This window comes from Microbacterium daqui (genome assembly GCF_050408675.1).
In the GTDB taxonomy this organism is placed as follows: domain Bacteria; phylum Actinomycetota; class Actinomycetes; order Actinomycetales; family Microbacteriaceae; genus Microbacterium.
Genome location: NZ_JBNTKF010000019.1, coordinates 1 through 18,588, shown reverse-complemented (window position 1 = coordinate 18,588; position 18,588 = coordinate 1). Strand labels below are relative to the sequence as shown.

The window sequence follows — 18,588 nt, the reverse complement described above, 5'->3', positions numbered from 1 at the left end:
CCGCACCCACAGAGCAATTACTTGATAGCTGCCGTAACGTCAGTTACGAGCTTTGCCCATACCGTCGTCGGGTCGCCACCGTTGATGATCTCAGCCTGAGCGATGCCCCAGTACTGCCACACAGCACCCATGGCGGGAACAGCGGGCATCGGAACAGCGTCGGCACCAGCGGCTGCGAAACCAGCGAGGATCGGGTCGCTCGATGCTTCTTCTGCCGCAGCCTTCAGCGCGGGGAGGATGTTGCCAGCCTTGTAGAGCTCGAGCTGAACGTCGGCGGTGCCGATGTAGTTCACCAGGAAGTCGTTAGCGGCAACCTTGTTCTTCGACTCGCTGGAGATGTAGAAGCCCTTTACACCAGCGAACGGCTGAGCCGGGTTTGCGGTCGGGCTCGGGATCGCGTCAACAGCAACGTTGATGCCAGCGTCAACAGCTGCGCCAACGTTCCACGGGCCGGTCAGCCAGTAGGCCGACTTGCCGGAGAGGAAGTTCTCCTTCGCGATCGCACCGTCGATGTCGGTGTTCAGCGCGCCGGTGCCGTTCTTGCCCTGTGCGGAGAGCCACTTGGCGAACTCGGTGCCGCCAGCCGAGCCGAGCTCGAGTTTGGTCGGGTCGTACCCACCCTCAGCGTTCAGGCCGAAGACCGGAGCACCGAAAGCCGTCTGGAACGGGTAGAGGTGGTAGGGGTTACCCTCAGCGCCCTGCTCAACAACGAACGGCTGGGTGAGGCCAGCGGCTGCACCCGTCGCCAGCATGTCGTCGAACGACGCTGCCGCGTTCGGAGCGATGTCAGCGTTGCGCAGCACGGCGATGTTCTCGACGGCGTAGGGCAGGAGGTAGACGTTGCCTTCGTAGGTCGATGCCTTCAGCGCAACGTCGAGGTAGTCAGCGGCCGAGTCACCGAGCTCGAGGGGAGCAACGACACCGTTCGCGGAAAGTTCGCCAGCCCAGTCGTGTGCACCCATCGTGATGTCCGGCCCCTTGCCGGTCGGCACCTGCTGGATGAAGTCGTCCTTGATGGTGTTGTTGTCGCGGCCAACGAGGTCAACCTTGATGCCGGTCTTTTCTTCGTAAGCGTCAGCGGCACCCTGCAGGGCGTCGACGCGCTCAGCGTCTACCCAGACGACGATGGCGTTATCGCTCGGCTCGCCTGCGCCGGTGTCGCCGGATTCTTCGGGCTTTGCAGTGTTGGTCGGAGTTGCCGAGCCGGAGCAACCAGCAAGCAGTGCGCTCGTGGCGAGCAGTGCGCCGAAAACCAGGGCGCCCTTCTTGTTCACCTTCATTGGTGTTGCCTCTCTGATGTGGTGAGCCGAGGGCTGTCGGAGGCTATGGCCGGCCGACGTTGCCCTGGCGATGTGATTGCAAGCGCTTACAGTATGCACATCGTTCGACCCGATGCGCAACAGGAGATTGTGCCAAATAATCAGGCTGTATCCAGATTGTGATTGTGGAAACGCTTACAAGCAAGACCCCGTAGGGCGGTTTTCGCCCGGGACGGATACGATGTGGGTATGGCTGACTCCTCATTCGACATCGTCTCCAAGATCGACCGCCAAGAGGCAGACAACGCTCTGAACCAGGCGAAGAAGGAGGTCGAGCAGCGCTACGACTTCAAGGGCACTGAGGCCTCGATCGACTGGAGCGGCGACTCGATCATCATCAAGGCGAACTCCGAAGAGCGCGCGAACGCCGTTCTCGACGTTTTCCAGACCAAGCTCATTAAGCGCGGCATTTCGCTGAAGAGCCTGGACTCGGGCGAGCCCCTCGCCTCCGGCAAGGAGGTGCGCATCACCTCGACGCTGAAGGAAGGCATCTCGCAGGAGAACGCGAAGAAGATCGGCAAGATCATTCGCGATGAGGGTCCGAAGGGCGTCAAGAGCCAGATTCAGGGTGACGAACTGCGCGTGAGCTCGAAGAGCCGCGACGACCTCCAAGAGGTTCAGCGCCTCCTCAAAGCAGCCGATCTCGACGTCGACCTGCAGTACGTCAACTACCGCTAAGCGGATGTGAATTTCAAACGGCCCCAGTGATGATCACCGGGGCCGTTTCGCGTTTAGGAGTTACGGGGCGTCGAGATCCGCGGCCATACCGCGAAGAAAGTCGATCACCGTCTGGCGCTCGTCGGGTGTGAGCCGCATGACCGAGGGCACGCGCTTCGCATGCTGACGCCCGACCGATTGCATAGCTGCCTCGTGGGTTTCGGGCGTGATCGCGATCGCCAGCGCGCGCCGATCGGTCGGATGCGCGGAGCGCGTGACGTGGCCTCCGGCCTCAAGCCGGTCAAGAAGCTTCGTCGTCGACGCCGTCGAAATACCGAGGTGCGCCGAAATGGAACCAGGGGTCGCCACGGTCTGCGTGTGCAGACACGCGGCCAAAAAGTGGAGCGCCCGCATATCGGTGTCATTGAGCTTCATGTAGCGCCGCGACGCTTCGGAAATGCGCTGTTCTGCGGAGCGCAACGCGCCGAGCGCCTGCATGACTTCACTCACCTGCGCGATGTCGTCGGCAGACATGGCGGAGCGATCGACCAGTCGACCGGTCGGGTCGCTGGCGTCGAGGCGATAGATATTCGCCCCACTCACGCCACCTTCCGTTGCCATGGCTCTAGCATATTCGATCACTCGCGAATATTATTTCTTGCTAGGCTAGCAATCTGTTAGGCGAGAGATCATCGCCGATCGTCTCAACGCAGCCACCACCGAAACGAGAGAGCATGTCCCGCCCCAAGAAATGGTGCCGAATTCTCATCCCGGCCCTGCTGATCCTCGCCTGGTTCACCGGCGCGGGCCTCGGTGGCCCGCTGTTTGGCAAGGTCGATGAGGTGTCGTCGAATGATTCGACGGCCTACCTCCCTGACTCGGCAGACGCGACCGCGGTGCAGAAGGTGCTCGGCGACTTCAGCGGCGAGAACGCGATTCCGGCGATCGCGATCTTCACCAGCGACAGCGCCCTCACCGATGCTCAGCTCGACAGCATCACGACGGCACTCGAGGCGGCACCCGAGATCGCCGGCGTGAACGACAAGCTCTCCCCCGCGATCCCCTCCGAAGACGGCATGGCGGCCCAGGCCTTCATTCCGATCGACGCTGACAGTGATGTCGGTGACGTCGTGATGGAGCTCAGCACCCAACTCAAGACCGATGTCGCCGACGGCATCACGGTCGCCATCACCGGCCCCGCTGGCTTCACCGCCGACCTCATCGCTGGCTTCTCCGGTATCGATGGCCTCCTCCTCGGCGTCGCCCTACTCGCCGTGCTGGTCATCCTGATCCTCGTCTACCGCTCGCTCCTGCTCCCGGTCGCTGTGCTCTCGACGAGCCTGTTCGCGCTGTGCATCGCGTTGCTCACAGTGTGGTGGCTCGCGAAGTGGGGCGTGCTGCTGCTCAGCGGCCAGACCCAGGGCATTTTGTTCATCCTCGTGATCGGTGCGGCCACCGACTACTCACTGCTGTTCGTCTCCCGCTTCCGCGAAGAGCTGCGCGTCACCGAAGACAAGTGGCAAGCCACGATGCGCGCATGGAAGGGGTCAGTGGAACCAATTCTCGCGTCGGGCGGGACGGTCATCGCGGGTCTGTTGTGCCTGTTGCTGAGTGACCTGAAATCGAACAGCACGCTGGGGCCGGTGGCGGCACTCGGCATCGTCTTCGCCATGCTCGCCGCGCTCACGCTTCTGCCCGCTTTGCTTTTCGCATTCGGCCGCGCGGCGTTCTGGCCCCGTCGCCCGCACTTCGAGCCTGACGTGGTGAAGGCCGAACAGGGCATGCCGCAGAAGGGAATCTGGGCGTGGCTCGCGCGCCAGGTTCGCAAGCGTCCGCGCGCGATCTGGATCGTCACGACGCTCGTCCTGCTCGTGGGCGCGGTTGGCGTCACGCAGCTCAAGGCCGACGGGGTCGCGCAGTCTGAACTCGTGCTTGGCACGTCAGAGGCACGCGACGGCCAAGCCGCCCTCGGCGAGCACTTCCCCGGTGGTTCCGGAAGCCCCACTTACATCCTGACGCCGGAGACCGAGCAACAGGCGATCGTCGACATTTTGCTGGGGCATGACGGCATCTCGAGCGTCTCGATTTCAGCGAAAGACTCAGTGACGGGTTCGGCGTCGGTCACCGCTGACGGGATCGTTGCGCAGGGCCCTCCGGGAACGGAACCGCCGACACCGACGGTCGTGGATGGCAACGTATTGCTGCAGGCAACGCTCACCGACGCGGCCGACTCGGAAGCCGCGGCGACGACCGTGCGCGACCTGCGCACGCAGCTCGACGGCACCGGCGCGCTCGTCGGCGGCGTGACCGCAACGGCCATCGACACGAACGATGCGTCGATTCACGACCGCAACCTGATCATTCCGCTGATCCTCGTCGTGATTCTTGTCATTCTGATGCTGCTGTTGCGGTCGGTCCTCGCACCGGTGCTCCTGATTCTCACCACGGTGCTGTCGTTCGGAACAGCCATGGGTGTGTCAGCTCTGATGTTCAACGGGGTCTTCAACTTCCCCGGCGCCGATGCCGCGGTTCCGCTCTTTGGCTTCGTGTTCTTGGTGGCACTCGGCATCGACTACAACATCTTCTTGATGACGCGCGTGCGCGAAGAGTCGGTCAAGCACGGCACACGTCACGGCGTGCTGCGCGGCCTCGCGATCACCGGCGGCGTGATCACATCGGCTGGCCTCGTCTTGGCGGCAACGTTTGCGGCGCTGTCGGTGATTCCGATTCTGTTCCTCGTGCAGCTCGCGTTTATCGTCGCGTTCGGCGTGCTGCTGGACACGTTCATCGTGCGATCGCTGCTCGTGCCCGCACTCACGTACGACATTGGCCCCGCGATTTGGTGGCCGTCGAAGCTGGCACGCGCTGATCAGCCCGAAGACCCGGCCGTCGACGGCGAGCCGGTGGCCGCTAGCGCAAAGTAGACAGAAGGCGATCGCCGTGGGGTGTCAGTGCACAGCTGACACCCCACGGCGGTTTCGCGTGAGGAGGCGCGGAACAATGCCTTGCGTGGGGCTGAAGAGGTAGACGATCGCGAAGATGGCACCCTGAGTCAGCACCACCAGGGCACCCGAGGCGGCGTCGAGGTAGTAGCTGAGCGTGATGCCGACGACGGCCGCGACCGCGCCGAGAAGTGGAGCGATCCACAACATGCGTCCGAAGCGATCGGTGAGCAGGTACGCCGTGGCCCCAGGGATGATCAGCATGGCCACAACGAGCACGACGCCGATCACTTGAAGCGCCACGACACTGGTCAGCGCGAGCACGCCGAGGAGGAGCGCGCTCAACAGTTTCGGCCGCAGGCCAATCGCGAAAGCGTGCGCGGGGTCAAAGGCAAACAGCGTGAGATCGCGGCGCTTGATAAGTAACACCGCAATTGCCACGACGGCGAGAATAGCGATCTGCAACAGGTCGGCATCGGAGACCCCGAGAATGTTGCCGAAAATGATGTGCCCGAGGTCGGTCTGACTCGGAATGATCGAGACCAGTACCAGGCCGAGCGCGAACAGCGTTGTGAACACGATGCCGATCGCGGCGTCTTCTTTAAGACGGCTGGTGTCGCGAATCGCGCCGATGAGGGCGACCGCGAGCAGCCCAAAGACGAGGGCGCCCAGCGCGAACGGGACCCCGAAAAAGTAGGCGAGGACAACGCCAGGCAACACGGCGTGCGAGACTGCGTCACCCATAAGCGACCAGCCGATCAGCACCAGCCAGCACGACAACAGTGCACACACGACGGCGGCCAGAATCGTCGCCCCGTACGCGCGCAACATGAACTCGAACTGGAACGGCTCAAGCAACGCATCAACCCAACTCATGCCGCCTCCTCCCAACCGAAAGCACGCGCCAGAATCCGTGGTTCCAACCCCTCCGCCACGTCGCCGTGAAACAGCACGCGGTTGCGCAACAACACAACGTCGCGCGCGAGTTCCGGAAGCCCCGCGAGGTCGTGAGTGGAGACGAGGACGCCGCGACCCTCGGCTGCCAGCTCAATCAGCACCCGCGTGATCATCGCCTCTGACGGCTTGTCGACGCCGGCGAAGGGCTCGTCGAGTAGAAGCACCCGGGCGTCCTGAGCGATCGCCCGCGCCACGAACGCCCGCTTCTTTTGTCCGCCCGAGAGCCGACCAATCTGGCGATTCGCGAGATCGCTCAACCCGACGCGGTCGAGGGCGGTGTCGACGGCAGCGCGGTCTGCACGCGAGGCGCGACGAAGGACGCCCTGCTTGCCGTAGCGGCCCATCATCACGACGTCGCGCACACTCACCGGAAACGACCAGTCGACTTCTTCGGCCTGCGGCACATAGGCGACGGCTCCAGAGGCACGGGCGGCTTGCGGGGTCTCGCCGTCAATGCGCACGGAACCACGAGCCGGGTTGATGACACCCATGATGGTGCGAAACAGGGTCGATTTGCCTGACCCGTTCATGCCGATGAGCCCGGTGACGGTTCCGTGGGCAACCTGCAGGTCAACGCCGTCGAGGGCGACGACGTCGCCGTAGCGCACGGTCACGCCCTGCACATCAATGGCCAGTGTCATGGGGCTCCTTGCGCGAGTGCCGCGACGATGACGTCAACGTCGTGTCTGATGAGGTCGAGATAGGTGGGCACCGGCCCGTCGTCGAGTGAGAGCGAATCGACGTAGAGCGTGCCGCCGAAGCGGGTGCCGGTCGCGGAGACAACCTGCAGCATGGGTCGTTCTGACACGGTCGACTCACAAAAGACAGCCGGAACCTCGGTGCTGTTGACGACGTCAATGACGGTTGCGAGGCGCTGGGGTGTCACCTGTTGCTCCGCGTTGACCGGCCAGATGTACGCCTCCGTCAAACCGACGTCACGGGTGAGATAGCTGAACGCCCCTTCGCACGTGACGAGCGTGCGGTGTGATTCGGGGATCGTGGCAAGTGCCGCAACGAGGTCCGCTTGCACGTCGTCGAGCTCGGCGACGTACGCTTCGGCGTTCTGGGTGAAATCGGCGGCGTACTCGGGAGCGAGCTTTGTGAACTCAGCAGCTAACACGGTCGCGAAGTGCTGCACGTTAGCCGGGCTCATCCAAGCGTGCGGATTGGGCTTGCCTGCGTACGCGTCGCTCGCGATGTCGATGGGAGTCAGACCGTCGGTGAGCGTCACGACCGGAACGTCGAGATCTGCGACGAACTGGTCAAACCAGGCTTCGAGCCCCCACCCGTTTTCGATCAGCAGGTCGGCATCGACGCCCTGACGAATGTCGCCGGGCGTCGGTTCGTACCCGTGAATCTCGGCACCGACCTTTGTGATCGATCGCACCTCAATATGGTCACCGCCAATTTCGCTGGCGATATCGGCCAGCACACTGAAGGTGGCGACGACAACCGGCTTCTCCCCCAATGATTCGACAGGGGCGCTGCATGACGCGAGCCCGGCGGTGACCGCACTCAGCACGGCGACGCCGACGATTCTGCACATTCGTCGGCCAGCATTTTTAGGCATGCCGAAAACAGTACCTTTTCGGTGCACCTAAATCAACGTCGGACATACACATAATTGCCCGCAATTCCGCGGAAGTAACGGAATGGTAACGGCGTCATGGGTGGGTGACGTGAGGCAATCTCAACGCCCGATGCGCGCGACCTCGGAAGCCCCGTTTACATGGTTTGTTCAGGCTTTTCATCAGTTTCGCCCAGATCAGACGCTCAGGGTTTCTGAGGTGCCGCCCCGAACGGCACACTCGCCCGCCGAAGCCCACGCACCCGAGCGTGAGGGCCGTGACTGCGAAGCCACAGCGGCGCGCTCTGCCACCGAGAGTCGGTGGGTTCCCACACAGAAGTATTCGTTATGCCCTTCTTCCCCCTTTCTTCCCGCCCGACCCGTCACGCTCCGTCGAAGCGCACCTCTGCCTTCGCCCTTGCCGGTGCCATCGTCGCAATCGGCACCCTCGGAGTCTCCGCTCCGGCTGTTGCCGCAGCCCTGGTTCCGACCGCGTCCAAGCAGATGATGCCGGCCGTTCAGATCACCGAACTCCGTACTGCCATCACCACCGCCGAATCTGCGGTGCAGGATGCTGGTGCGGCCAACGCCGAGTTTTACGCCGCGAACATCTCGGTCGAAACCCTGACCGTCAATTCACAAGAGCTTCGCGCCGACATCGACAATGCGATGAACCTGAGTGGGGTGCCCGCGCGAGCCCTGGCCGCCAAGACGGCACAGATCACGACCGAAACCGAAAAGGTTGTCGGCGCGACGGCCGCCCTGCGTGCTGATGTTGTGGCAACGCAGGAGCGTATTGCTGCGGAGCAGGCCGCGGCCGCACAGGCCGCCGCCGAAGCTGCAGCCGCCGAGGCTGCAGCGGCCGCGAACACCCCCGATGGTGCGCGCAATACCGCCGCCACGATCGCACTGAACGACTATGGCTGGGGTGCAGACCAGTTCTCGTGCCTGGAGTCGCTGTGGAACAAGGAGTCGGGATGGAACTTCCAGGCCGAGAACCCGAGCTCCGGTGCCTACGGCATTCCGCAGTCTCTGCCCGGCGACAAGATGTCGTCGGTCGCGGGCGATTGGGCCACGAACGCCACGACGCAGATCATTTGGGGTCTGCAGTACATCGATGCCGTGTACGGCAGCCCGTGCGGTGCGTGGGGTCACTCGCAGGCGACCGATTGGTACTAAGCCGCTGATTTTACGGCCGGTGCGCGACGTCATGTTGTGCACCGGCCGTTTTGTCTGTGGGTGCTGAGAGAATCGACGGGTGACGGCAAACGCAACACCCTCCTGGCGTGATCGCCTCGGTGTTACCTCTGCACCCGGCCGAGACGGCCATGCCGACCTCGGCCTCCTGTTTCAGCTGCGCACGTTGAAGCGCGAAGGCAGCCAGTGGACGTCACCACAGGCCTCGCCCGCGACGTCCGTGCGCAAGCGCGGCACGCAGCGTCTCGGGGTGCGGCCCGCGCTCCGCAGCAAGAGCGGCAACTGGGTTACCAGCGACATCACCTGGGGCACACTCACCTACAAGGTTGAGCGACTCGGGCTCGATGCTGCCCAGGTTTCGTGGTTCACGCAGTTTGCTGCGCTGCACCGCACGAGTGGTTCCGGCTACCGCGCGTCGGAGAGCGATTGGCTCTACCTCGACGATTTCGCGAGCCAGCTGCTGTGGCCGTTGCTGGAGTCAGCCGCGAGTGCCGGCATCACGCTGCTGACGGGTAAGAAAGCGACGCGCGTTGATCTCGCACCAGCGGCACGCGTAGTTGCTGAGGTTGCGCCAGACGGAACCACGGGGCTGCGGATTGCGCCGATGGTCACGATTGACGACGTGGGCGTGACTCCGACGGGTGTTGTGGCCGATCACGGCATCTATGTGTGCACGTTTGACCCAGACCTTCGTGTGATGCTGGCGCCGGTGCCGGGCGCGGGGCTCGACCTGGTGCGTGACGAAGCCGAAGTCATTCGGGTGCCGGAGGCCGACGTCGAGGAGTTCTGGGAGCAGGTCTACCCGACGCTCACGACGCAGATTGGCGTCGCGGGGCGCGGTATCGAGCTGCCCGAAGTGCGCGAAGAGACGGTGCTCGTTGTCGAGTATCGCCCCGGCGACACCGTGCTTATGCGCTGGGAGTCGTGGATTGGTTCCGCTCACCAGCCGCTTGCCACGGGCCCCGTCGATGTGCCCGAGAAACTGACCGGTGCGGATGCCGCGGTGTTCGTGGCCGAAGAGCTGCCGATGCTGGAAGCGAGTGGCATTCGTGTGCACGCAATCGGTGAGAAGCCCGAGTATCGGGCGACCGTCGAGGCGCCGACGCTGCGTCTCACTGCGGTGCCGACCAACGACAACGACTGGCTAAGCCTGGGGTTTGTCATCATGCTGGGCGATTACATCGTGCCGTTTGCTCGAGTGTTTGCTGCGCTCAGTCGGGGGCAGACGAAGTTGTTGCTGGTCGACAAGTCGTATCTGTCACTGAAGCAACCCATTTTCGACAGTCTGCGTGAACTCATTCAGGAGGGGGCGCATCTTGAAGAGTGGGAGACCGGCGCGATCGTCAGCCGCTACCACGCTGACCTATTCGAGCCGTTTGAAGATGAGTCTGACCAGCAGCCTGAGGCTCTCGCGTGGCGGTCGGCGGCGCGTGCACTGACCGGTACCCCGTCGCCAATCGACGTGCCGGCGGGCATCACCGCGACGCTGCGCGGGTATCAGGTGGAGGGGTTCCGTTGGCTCGCGCACCTCGATGCGCACCGTCTCGGCGGCATCCTCGCCGATGACATGGGCCTCGGTAAGACGCTGCAGGCGATCGCGCTGTTGCAGCACACGCAGGGGTCGGATCGGCCGGCACTGGTTGTGGCACCGACGTCGGTTGTGGGCGGATGGGGCGATGAGATTCGCCGCTTCGCTCCTGCGCTCAGCGTGGCGGTCGTTGGCTCGACGAAAGATGTCATTCCTGCGGATGCCGACGTGGTCATCACGTCGTACGCGCTGTTTCGTTTGGAGTTCGACCGCTTCGAACGTCAGCGCTGGCGCACCCTCATTCTTGACGAAGCGCAATACATCAAGAATCCCGCGTCTCAAGTGCACGAGTGTGCGTATGCGCTGAACGCCGACGTGAAGTTCGCCCTCACCGGCACCCCGATGGAAAACAGCCTGCTCGACCTGTGGGCGCTGTTGCGGGTCGTGGCGCCTGGGCTCTATCCGTCACGACTGCGGTTCACCGACCGCTACATCAAGGCCCATTCGGCAGAGCGCATCGCCGAGTTGCGGGCGCGGATTCGCCCGCTCATGCTGCGCCGCACGAAGCAGAACGTTGCGCTCGAGTTGCCGTCACGCACCGAGCAGACGGTGACTATTGACCTCGGACCCGAGCATCGGCGCCTCTATGACCTGCATCTACAACGCGAGCGGCAGAAGATTCTGGGTCTCGTCGAAGACCTCGATCGCAACCGGTTCATCGTGTTCCGCTCGCTCACGCTGCTGCGCATGCTGGCACTCGACCCGTCGTTGATTGGTGATGAGGGCACGCGGCCGGGAGCCACGACCAAGCTTGATGAGTTGCTCGACCGCATTGAAGACTTGGCGGCCGAGGGGCATCGCGCCCTCGTATTCAGCCAGTTCACGTCGTACCTCGCGCTGGTGCGTTCGCGGCTTGAGGCACGCGGCATTCGGTACGAGTACCTCGACGGAACCACGACAAACCGCCCTGAAGTGATCTCTCGTTTTCGAGAGGGGGACGCTCCGGTGTTCCTCGTCAGCCTCCGGGCGGGTGGTGTTGGCCTGACGTTGACCGAGGCCGATTCGGTGTTCTTGCTCGACCCGTGGTGGAACCCGGCAACCGAGGCGCAGGCCATCGACCGCACCCACCGCATCGGTCAGACGAAGCCGGTCATGGTCTACCGGTTGGTCGCGCGCGACACGATCGAAGAGAAAGTGGTCGCGCTCGGCGAATCGAAGCGTGCGTTGTTCACCGAAGTCATCGATGGTGGCGATCTGTTCGCCGGCGCGTTGACGGCCGACGATGTACGGGGATTGTTGGCGTAAGTTCGGCAGATTCGCCCTGCAGCGTATCTGACTGCGCCAAACTGGTTCCACAGATTTGTGCGGGCAGCCGATGACCGGGTGCCGGTTGAGCTGAAGGAGAATCATGCGCGGAGTAGTCATGCACGCCCCCGGAGACGTTCGCGTCGAAGAGCGCCCGGATCCGGAGATTCAACTGCCAACCGATGCGATCATCCGAGTGACCGCGACCTGTATTTGTGGTTCCGACCTCTGGCCCTATCGCGGACATGACCGCGTGAACCGTAAGAACATGGGTCACGAGTACATCGGCGTTGTGACCGAGATCGGCGCCGACGTGACGTCGCTCGCGGTCGGCGATCACGTTGTCGGTTCGTTTATGACGAGCGACAACACGTGCGAAATTTGCGAGGCGGGATTCCAGTCGCGTTGCATTCACACGACCGGCATGGGCTCGATCGGCACACAGGCGGAATACGCGCGAGTTCCGCTCGCCGACGGCACGCTCGTGAGGATGCCCGGCGAACCGTCGGCTGATCTGGTGCCGTCGCTGCTCGCCGCATCGGATGTGTTGGGCACCGGCTGGTTTGCCGCTGTCGCCGCCGAGGCAGGCCCCGGCAAGACCGTTGCCGTGGTTGGTGACGGCGCGGTTGGTTTGCTCGGCATCCTGGCCGCGAAGCAGCTCGGCGCCGAGCGCATCATTGCGATGAGTCGTCACGCCGACCGCCAGGCCCTGGCCCGTGAGTTCGGTGCGACCGACATTGTTGAAGAGCGCGGCGATGAGGGCGTTGCCCGTATCAAGGAGCTCACCGGCGGCTACGGCGCCCACAGCGTGCTCGAAGCCGTCGGCACACAGGAGTCGATGCAGCAGGCGATTCGCGCGTGCCGTTCCGGTGGCCATGTCGGCTTCGTCGGCGTCTCCCACGGTGTCTCACTCGATGGTGCTGAGCTGTTCGGCAAGACCGTTCACCTGATGGGTGGCCCGGCTCCCGTGCGACGCTTCTTGCCCGAACTGATCCAGCTCATTTGGGACCGCAAGATCAACCCCGGCGCTGTCTTCGACATGACGCTCCCGCTGGAGGACGCCGCCGAGGGTTATCGCGCGATGGACGAACGCCGCGCAATCAAAGTGCTATTGACACCCTGACCGCGCGACGTTCAAACGCAACGCGAAACACTAACTCTCTTCGAGTTCATCACTACTTACGCTTCGGCCATCCTGCCTCGGGCGAATGAGCGGCGCTAAGTCAAACCCCTGGGCAGTGGCATGGTCGAGAAACTCACGCTCGATCTCAGGGTCGATAGTTGACGTGCGAGCGAGCAACCAAAGATTCTTGTGGTCGGGCGTACCGACCAACGCGTGCTTGTAGTTTTCGTCGATCTTCAGCACCCAGTAGTCCCCTTCGGTGAAGGGCATCCACCGGAGAAGCTCCGGCATGAACGACACCCGCAGCTGGGCGGGTTCGCCCTCCACGGGCTTTGCTCGGCCTATCGACTGGACCGGCTTACCGTCCTCGTCATAGCACCGGTTGTCGACGCGAACGGTGCCATCGTCGTTCATCGTGTAATGCGCGGTGACGCATGTGGCCTTGTCGTCTTCCCAGCGCATGGGAAGACGGGCAATTTCGAACCATGGGCCCAGATACCGCTCGAGGTCAAGCGCAGGCAGGGATACAACGTCAGTCATCGTGATCTCCGTTTCGTGTCGTTGCCCGTCACACTACGGTGCGTGAACACCCACACCAATGGGGTTGACGATGCCTACGCGGGCGGCTATCTCTGGCGGTCGCGCTCGATAGGTGGAGGCACGATCCGTCATCGAAGGCAGTGTCGCGTGCAAGAACCGAACAGGAAGTCGCGCTCACGACGAACCTTCGCGGGCCGCTTTCGCGGCAGCACGCTCTTCATCAGACCGGCCCACACAAATCTGTGTGCCGTCGACGTCTTCAACGGTAAACCAGCCGGCGCCGTCGGCGGTGCGTGCGTCGACCACGAGCTTCATTCCGCGTGTGAGGAGGTTCTCTAGCTCCTGCTCGCGGGTGTTGCCCGAGGCGACCGCGTCGAGATGAATGCGCGGCACAAACGTGTCGCCCACCTCACCGTTGTCGGGTGGCTGGAACGCGAAATACACCTCGGTTCCGGGGATCCGATACGTGATGAAGTCGTTTGCCGACGTGATGTCGCCCTCCGGCTCGAGCCCGAGGATTTCGGCCCAGCGGGCGCCACTGGCCGCGTGATCACGGCACGTGATGTTGATGGCTTCTAGTCGTGCTGACATGATGCTCCTTTGCGTCGGATGCGACGATACGCCGTCCCTGGGACATTGCACCAGAGCCAGTGCCAGCCGCATTCAATCGGCGATTTTGTCAGATGAGACCTCGCGATGAAACCCCTACCCCGGGGGCGGCAATTGCCCGTACCGTGGGGGCATGCGGTCGCCGATGCAGTACTTCCGTGGGGTGCGTCACCCCGAGGGCTACCACGGTCGCGGGCGCAAGCGCGAATTCTTCGAGGGCTGGTACATCAAGCTCGTCTCCCCCGATCTCTCCCAGCGCTGGGCGCTGATTCCGGGCATTTTCCGCGGCGGCAGCTCCGATGGTTCCGTCGACGAAGCCTTCATCCAGGTGCTTGATGGCGTGGGCGGGCGATCCTGGTATTTTCGGTTCACGTCTGACGAGTTTGAGGCTGATGAGTCGCGCATGGCGGTCACGGTCGGCAGCAACCGCTTCGATCAGAGCGGCGTCATGCTCGACCTCCCGATGATCAGCGGATCCCTTTCGTACGCGACGCCGATCGACCCGTATCCGGTGACGCTGCGGCGCCCGGGAATCATGGGCTGGTACGGCTACCTGCCGATCATGGAGTGCTTTCACGGCATCGTGTCGTTCGGCCACGGCCTCGCCGGCACGCTCGTCATTGAAGACAAGCTCGTCGAGTTCACGGACGGTCGCGGGTATATCGAGAAAGACTGGGGCACGGCGTTTCCGTCCAGCTACGTGTGGCTCGCAAGCAATCACCTGCGCGATGCCGCTGGCGCCGAAATCGCGGGCTCGCTCGTAGCGTCATGCGCGATCATTCCGGGCGTCGGGCGCACGTTTCGCGGGTCGATCGTTGCCCTGCGGTACCCCGATCGGCTCGCGACCTGGGCGACGTGGAACGGCTCGCGCGACGACGAGCTCACGATCGACGACTCCCACGTACGCTGGCGCATGCACGGCCCCGATGGCACCCTCACCCTTCGCGCCGAGCGCTGCACAATGGTTCCGGCGCCCGCAATCAACAGCGACTCGGCCGCCCGGAGCGCATCGCCGGCGGCAGTGATCGCGGCGATCGCTTCGCCATCATCGCCCAGCTCGAGCGCGCCGGATGCATGGAATTCGCGCGCCTGCACAACGAACACCGCGATCGCATCGCGCAGTTGCGATGCCGGGGTTTGCGGTGTCGTTGTCATGTCTTCACCCTCTCACCAACCTCCGACGTTGAGAGGGCAAATATGGCCGATCAGAGGGCAGTTAGCTGGGAGAAATTGTCGCGACGGAGCGCAGTCGAAATCAGCCCCATTCGTGAGCCCGTCGCCTCAGGAATCGCCACGCTTTGCCCGCACCGCGGGCTCCACGCCAGGCTGGCCCGATGCTTATCACGTACGCCGCCGACAAATATCCCTCACGCGAAGATCTGGTCGATCTGTACGACGCTGTCGAGTGGGCTGCATACACGAATGACCCGGATCGCCTGGCCTCAACGGCGGCCGCCTCATTCACCGTGGCGACCGCGAGAGATGAATCGGGCATGCTCGTCGGCCTCGCACTCGTCGTCGGCGACGGCATGACAATCGCCTACTTGCAAGACGTTCTCGTTCGCCCTTCCCACCAGCGGCATGGCATTGCGCGCGAGTGGCGCCGACGGGCGTTCGAGCCTTCCGCCGACGTGCGTCAGAAGGTTCTCATGACCGACGATGAGCCGGAGCGGCGCGCGTTTTACGAGTCGATTGGCTTCACCGAGGTTCGCGAACTCCCGTTTCCCATTCGCGTGTTTGCGCGGCTCGAATAGACCCAAGTCCCACTCAGCGAACTCATGAGAAACAAATCACAAAAAGATAACGACAAACCCTTCCCTTCGTTACCCCGCCGTTATATAGTCATTGCACGGTAGTTGTTTTGCTGTGGCAGCTACCGGCATGTGATTGCAGGACACTCTTGGTGCAAGGGATAGAACCGGCCGGAAGCCTCTCCGGCCGGTTCTACATTTCTCCCGGCAGAACGCCTAACCCATACACACGCAACAACTCGCGAACCGCACCCCATGGCTCCGCCGTCACCCCATGGTTCCGCCGTCACCCCATGGCTCAGCCGTCACCCCATGGCTCCGCCGACACCCCATGGTTCCGCGCGCACCCATGGTTCCGACCCGCGCCAGCTCACTCCAGAACTGAGCGCCTGGTTCCGGAACCACCACCACCGCCGTGCACACACCACCAGCCGTCGACAACAACCGTTATGCACGCACACCTGTGACTCATGAGGCTCATGTGGCTGGTGGGGCACTTATTGCGTGCGGACCATTTTCAATCGTGCATAACGGTCGTTGACATCGCCCTCACGACCCGGAAACCCCGAAAATCCGACAGACCGTGAACCCTCAAACCCCGCCGCCTCCGCCGCCGCCACCGCCACCGCCGACGGAGCCGCCACCACCGGAACCACCGCTCGATGATGAAGACGAAGACGCCGGCGTGAACGACTGCACGACCGAGTTCAGCGCGCTCACCGTGAACGCTGTGCGGCCGGTGTACCAGTACGGCTCGTAGCCACCGACGGCGTAGTAGTCCTCGAGCGTCTTGGTCCACTTCTTCTCAAGCCCGAAGACCACAGCGAAGGGCAGCAGCGGCTCGTAGAGCTTCAGCATCGACGCCGGGTCAGCCGTGTTCACGCGCACACGCTCAGCTCCCTCGGGCGACTGCAGCATGCGGATGCGATCAGCCTCAGCCCAGTCCATGAACATCTTGAGCCCCGCGAGGTGGTCACGCACTTCAGCACCGCGGTCGGTGAAGGGTTTCTTCGACACGAGCGATCCCATGAACATCGACAGCACCGCAACGCCACCCGCCACGATGAATCCGAAGCCGTTGTTGCTCTGCACGTAGATGATGCCGGCCGTCAAGAACGCGAGCGCCGTCAGCACCACACCGACCAGGAAGAAGACCACCCGCAGTAGCGGGCTCGGCTTGCGGCGCAGCCCACCTCGCAACTGTGCCTTCTTCGTGTCCAGGCGCATTTGTTGCAGCTTGGCGGCGCGACTCGATGACGGCTTGCCGCTCACGGTGGTTCCGGGCAGCAACTTCATGCCGAACAGAATCGACAGCATGCGCGCGCCGTTGCCGTCGCCAGCGCGGGTCGCATCGACCAATTGCAGCACGTATTTGCCACGCTTGCCGTCTTCGCGGATCCGCAACGACCCCCGCACAGCCTGCTCCAAAATCTCAGCGGTCACGGCGTGCTGGTTGCCCAGCAACACCGCCGCGTTCATGCCATCAACCCCGGCGGGCGGCTCGTACTGCGGAACGATGATGCCACGCCCACGCGCATCGCGCAGCGCGGTCGCACGCACCACTCCGGCACCCAACAGCCCCGCAACACCAGCACCCGCAACACCCAACTGCCACGGCGCCGCATCTTGCGACATGTACGAACCGTCGAACGCCGTGATGGTTCCCTCATCAAAACCGATCGCAATCGTGACGCCCTGATACCGGTCGAGCGAGACACTCGAGAACTCCCACGTCTGCCCGTCTGCCGACGACGTCAGCGTGCACGGCGTATTCCCGCCACTGTCACCCCGATAACACGACGCCTTGCCGTTCAGCCCCGCCGCCAGCTCCGGATCAACATGCAACGTCATCGACACCTCGCCGAACGGCTGAGCCCACTCCGCACCAATGACATCCCAATAAAACTCGTCGACATTCTCAGCCGAGTAATTGCGCATCACATTGTCGACCGTGTACGTGAAAACGTAGGTCTCCACACCGTTGACGTAGTCGTCACCACGCGACGTCATGAGGTAGCTGCCGTCTTCGGTTTCCGTCTCGGCGTTGCGCGAGGCCCCGTTTTCATCCGTGATCGAAATCAGGTGCGGCTGCAACGGCGCCCCGTTGTACGTCGTCGGCAGAATGCGCCGCATGCCGCGGTTCGTGTCGAGGTTTATGAAATTCGCGACGAACGTCTCGGTCACCAGCAACGAGCCGGTACCATCCTCGCCAGGCGTGAGCTCGTAATCCACGTGCACGCTGTCGAAGGTGAAGTCATCGACACCAGCGGCTACAACATCAGAGAGCGGAACCACGGAGCCAGCAGAGAGCGGAACCACGGAGCCAGCAGAGAGCGGAACCACCGGTTGCGTCGCAGACGGAACCACGGCGGCTGCGGGCAACGCCACGACGCCGAGGCCCAACGCCAAACCAACAGCGACGAAATACTTCCGCAGTCTGCTCATGGGGCTATCTTAGGAATCGAAACCCGCGTTCGTCGCCATGTGACGCACATTATATTCATACGTATATAATGTGGCCATGAGTACCCGACGACTTGCGACCGACGCGTGGGAGAGCCTGTTCCGCGCCCAGCACGAGATTCTCGCGGAGCTCTCGACTGATTTCGACAACCGCGAGATCTCCCAGGGCGAGTACGACGTGCTCCTCACCGTGACTCGAGCCCCCGAGATGACGGCGCGACTGCGCGATGTCACCGCCCGCATGCTCATCAGTCAGCCCAGCGTTTCACGCCTCGTCGACCGCATGGTTCAGCGGGGCCTGCTCACCAAGTGCGCTGACCCAGAAGACGGTCGCGGCTCGCTTCTCACGGCAACCGATGAGGGCGCTCACGCATTCCGCGTGCTGGCCACCGATCACGCGCGTTCGATCGCCCACCGCATGTCGGTGCTTACACCCGATGAGCTGCGCACCCTGCACGCGCTCACCAAGAGACTCCGCGCAACGCACCCCTAACGCAACGCGCCTCTAGGGCGTGTTGATCAAGAGGTTCCGCTCCTCGGTGGGTGAGTCTTGAACGGTGACGCGACAGGAGATCTCTGACGAGGTGTGGGCCGTGATGGAGCCGTTGATGCCGACGGTGACCGGTCGGT

17 protein-coding genes are annotated in these 18,588 nt (G+C 63.2%); 8 read left to right on the top strand and 9 right to left on the bottom strand.

Translation table 11 applies throughout. The features are described from left to right. Positions 1 to 17: 17 nt before the first annotated feature. Positions 18 to 1,280: a sugar ABC transporter substrate-binding protein gene (locus ACQUSY_RS10745; protein ID WP_428904480.1), complete on the bottom strand. Its 1,263-nt coding sequence runs from the start codon at positions 1,278 to 1,280 to the stop codon at positions 18 to 20. A gap of 228 nt (positions 1,281 to 1,508) precedes the next feature. Between ACQUSY_RS10745 and ACQUSY_RS10740 the strand changes: the two genes are divergently transcribed. Next, positions 1,509 to 1,997: a YajQ family cyclic di-GMP-binding protein gene (locus tag ACQUSY_RS10740; RefSeq protein WP_428904479.1), complete on the top strand. Its 489-nt coding sequence runs from the start codon at positions 1,509 to 1,511 to the stop codon at positions 1,995 to 1,997. Between the two features lie 60 nt (positions 1,998 to 2,057). Here the strand turns inward: ACQUSY_RS10740 and ACQUSY_RS10735 are convergent, their stop codons facing one another. Beyond that, positions 2,058 to 2,597 carry a MarR family winged helix-turn-helix transcriptional regulator gene (locus tag ACQUSY_RS10735; protein WP_428904478.1) on the bottom strand — a complete coding sequence of 180 codons (540 nt, stop codon included), beginning with the start codon at positions 2,595 to 2,597 and terminating at the stop codon, positions 2,058 to 2,060. A gap of 113 nt (positions 2,598 to 2,710) precedes the next feature. Between ACQUSY_RS10735 and ACQUSY_RS10730 the strand changes: the two genes are divergently transcribed. After that, on the top strand, positions 2,711 to 4,900 hold the full coding sequence (locus ACQUSY_RS10730; RefSeq protein WP_428904477.1) for an MMPL family transporter: 2,190 nt from the start codon (positions 2,711 to 2,713) through the stop codon (positions 4,898 to 4,900). A 24-nt stretch (positions 4,901 to 4,924) separates the two neighbouring features. Here ACQUSY_RS10730 and ACQUSY_RS10725 read toward each other — a convergent pair whose 3' ends face one another. Genes ACQUSY_RS10725 through ACQUSY_RS10715 form a run of 3 tightly spaced genes read right to left on the bottom strand, consistent with a single transcriptional unit; the run spans position 4,925 to position 7,421 of the window. Next, complete coding sequence (locus ACQUSY_RS10725; protein ID WP_428904476.1) at positions 4,925 to 5,794, bottom strand: metal ABC transporter permease; 870 nt, start codon at positions 5,792 to 5,794, stop codon at positions 4,925 to 4,927. Beyond that, positions 5,791 to 6,516 (bottom strand): metal ABC transporter ATP-binding protein, encoded by a 726-nt coding sequence (locus tag ACQUSY_RS10720; RefSeq protein WP_428904475.1) that lies wholly within the window; start codon positions 6,514 to 6,516, stop codon positions 5,791 to 5,793. The genes ACQUSY_RS10725 and ACQUSY_RS10720 overlap by 4 nt, the downstream gene beginning before the upstream one ends. Next, positions 6,513 to 7,421 carry a metal ABC transporter substrate-binding protein gene (locus ACQUSY_RS10715; protein WP_428904474.1) on the bottom strand — a complete coding sequence of 303 codons (909 nt, stop codon included), beginning with the start codon at positions 7,419 to 7,421 and terminating at the stop codon, positions 6,513 to 6,515. Before ACQUSY_RS10715 ends, ACQUSY_RS10720 begins: the two co-directional genes overlap by 4 nt. A 369-nt stretch (positions 7,422 to 7,790) precedes the next feature. Here ACQUSY_RS10715 and ACQUSY_RS10710 point away from each other — a divergent pair, with 369 nt between their 5' ends. From ACQUSY_RS10710 to ACQUSY_RS10700, 3 genes are all read left to right on the top strand, one after another. Further along, entirely contained in the window at positions 7,791 to 8,621 is an 831-nt protein-coding gene (locus tag ACQUSY_RS10710) for an aggregation-promoting factor C-terminal-like domain-containing protein (protein ID WP_428904473.1), read from the top strand. Positions 8,622 to 8,700: 79 nt separating this feature from the next. Beyond that, a complete protein-coding gene (locus ACQUSY_RS10705) occupies positions 8,701 to 11,472 on the top strand; it encodes a DEAD/DEAH box helicase (RefSeq protein WP_428904472.1) in 2,772 nt (923 codons plus the stop codon). 103 nt (positions 11,473 to 11,575) lie between these two features. Further along, entirely contained in the window at positions 11,576 to 12,595 is a 1,020-nt protein-coding gene (locus tag ACQUSY_RS10700) for a zinc-dependent alcohol dehydrogenase family protein (RefSeq protein WP_428904471.1), read from the top strand. Positions 12,596 to 12,625: 30 nt separating this feature from the next. Here ACQUSY_RS10700 and ACQUSY_RS10695 read toward each other — a convergent pair whose 3' ends face one another. Beyond that, the gene (locus ACQUSY_RS10695; RefSeq protein WP_428904470.1) at positions 12,626 to 13,135 is read right to left on the bottom strand and encodes a lipocalin family protein; all 510 of its coding nucleotides are present in this window, start codon (positions 13,133 to 13,135) and stop codon (positions 12,626 to 12,628) included. Between the two features lie 174 nt (positions 13,136 to 13,309). Beyond that, positions 13,310 to 13,726 (bottom strand): VOC family protein, encoded by a 417-nt coding sequence (locus tag ACQUSY_RS10690; protein ID WP_428904469.1) that lies wholly within the window; start codon positions 13,724 to 13,726, stop codon positions 13,310 to 13,312. A 151-nt stretch (positions 13,727 to 13,877) separates the two neighbouring features. Between ACQUSY_RS10690 and ACQUSY_RS10685 the strand changes: the two genes are divergently transcribed. Beyond that, positions 13,878 to 15,170: a tocopherol cyclase family protein gene (locus ACQUSY_RS10685; RefSeq protein WP_428904468.1), complete on the top strand. Its 1,293-nt coding sequence runs from the start codon at positions 13,878 to 13,880 to the stop codon at positions 15,168 to 15,170. Beyond that, complete coding sequence (locus tag ACQUSY_RS10680; protein WP_428904467.1) at positions 15,079 to 15,498, top strand: GNAT family N-acetyltransferase; 420 nt, start codon at positions 15,079 to 15,081, stop codon at positions 15,496 to 15,498. The genes ACQUSY_RS10685 and ACQUSY_RS10680 overlap by 92 nt, the downstream gene beginning before the upstream one ends. Before the next feature lie 264 nt (positions 15,499 to 15,762). Here ACQUSY_RS10680 and ACQUSY_RS10675 read toward each other — a convergent pair whose 3' ends face one another. Beyond that, positions 15,763 to 15,918 carry a hypothetical protein gene (locus ACQUSY_RS10675; protein ID WP_428904466.1) on the bottom strand — a complete coding sequence of 52 codons (156 nt, stop codon included), beginning with the start codon at positions 15,916 to 15,918 and terminating at the stop codon, positions 15,763 to 15,765. Positions 15,919 to 16,086: 168 nt separating this feature from the next. Further along, positions 16,087 to 17,940, bottom strand: coding sequence for a DUF2207 domain-containing protein (locus tag ACQUSY_RS10670; RefSeq protein ID WP_428904465.1), 1,854 nt, complete (start codon positions 17,938 to 17,940; stop codon positions 16,087 to 16,089). 76 nt (positions 17,941 to 18,016) lie between these two features. Between ACQUSY_RS10670 and ACQUSY_RS10665 the strand changes: the two genes are divergently transcribed. Continuing rightward, positions 18,017 to 18,451, top strand: coding sequence for a MarR family winged helix-turn-helix transcriptional regulator (locus ACQUSY_RS10665; protein WP_428904464.1), 435 nt, complete (start codon positions 18,017 to 18,019; stop codon positions 18,449 to 18,451). The last annotated feature ends 137 nt before the right edge of the window (positions 18,452 to 18,588 follow it).

Coding starts and splice junctions, on each gene's coding strand:
- ACQUSY_RS10745 (WP_428904480.1), bottom strand. CDS start 1,280: ATGAAGGTGAACAAGAAGGGCGCCCTGGTTTTCGGCGCACTGCTCGCC.
- ACQUSY_RS10740 (WP_428904479.1), top strand. CDS start 1,509: ATGGCTGACTCCTCATTCGACATCGTCTCCAAGATCGACCGCCAAGAG.
- ACQUSY_RS10735 (WP_428904478.1), bottom strand. CDS start 2,597: ATGGCAACGGAAGGTGGCGTGAGTGGGGCGAATATCTATCGCCTCGAC.
- ACQUSY_RS10730 (WP_428904477.1), top strand. CDS start 2,711: ATGTCCCGCCCCAAGAAATGGTGCCGAATTCTCATCCCGGCCCTGCTG.
- ACQUSY_RS10725 (WP_428904476.1), bottom strand. CDS start 5,794: ATGAGTTGGGTTGATGCGTTGCTTGAGCCGTTCCAGTTCGAGTTCATG.
- ACQUSY_RS10720 (WP_428904475.1), bottom strand. CDS start 6,516: ATGACACTGGCCATTGATGTGCAGGGCGTGACCGTGCGCTACGGCGAC.
- ACQUSY_RS10715 (WP_428904474.1), bottom strand. CDS start 7,421: ATGTGCAGAATCGTCGGCGTCGCCGTGCTGAGTGCGGTCACCGCCGGG.
- ACQUSY_RS10710 (WP_428904473.1), top strand. CDS start 7,791: ATGCCCTTCTTCCCCCTTTCTTCCCGCCCGACCCGTCACGCTCCGTCG.
- ACQUSY_RS10700 (WP_428904471.1), top strand. CDS start 11,576: ATGCGCGGAGTAGTCATGCACGCCCCCGGAGACGTTCGCGTCGAAGAG.
- ACQUSY_RS10695 (WP_428904470.1), bottom strand. CDS start 13,135: ATGACTGACGTTGTATCCCTGCCTGCGCTTGACCTCGAGCGGTATCTG.
- ACQUSY_RS10690 (WP_428904469.1), bottom strand. CDS start 13,726: ATGTCAGCACGACTAGAAGCCATCAACATCACGTGCCGTGATCACGCG.
- ACQUSY_RS10685 (WP_428904468.1), top strand. CDS start 13,878: ATGCGGTCGCCGATGCAGTACTTCCGTGGGGTGCGTCACCCCGAGGGC.
- ACQUSY_RS10680 (WP_428904467.1), top strand. CDS start 15,079: ATGCTTATCACGTACGCCGCCGACAAATATCCCTCACGCGAAGATCTG.
- ACQUSY_RS10670 (WP_428904465.1), bottom strand. CDS start 17,940: ATGAGCAGACTGCGGAAGTATTTCGTCGCTGTTGGTTTGGCGTTGGGC.
- ACQUSY_RS10665 (WP_428904464.1), top strand. CDS start 18,017: ATGAGTACCCGACGACTTGCGACCGACGCGTGGGAGAGCCTGTTCCGC.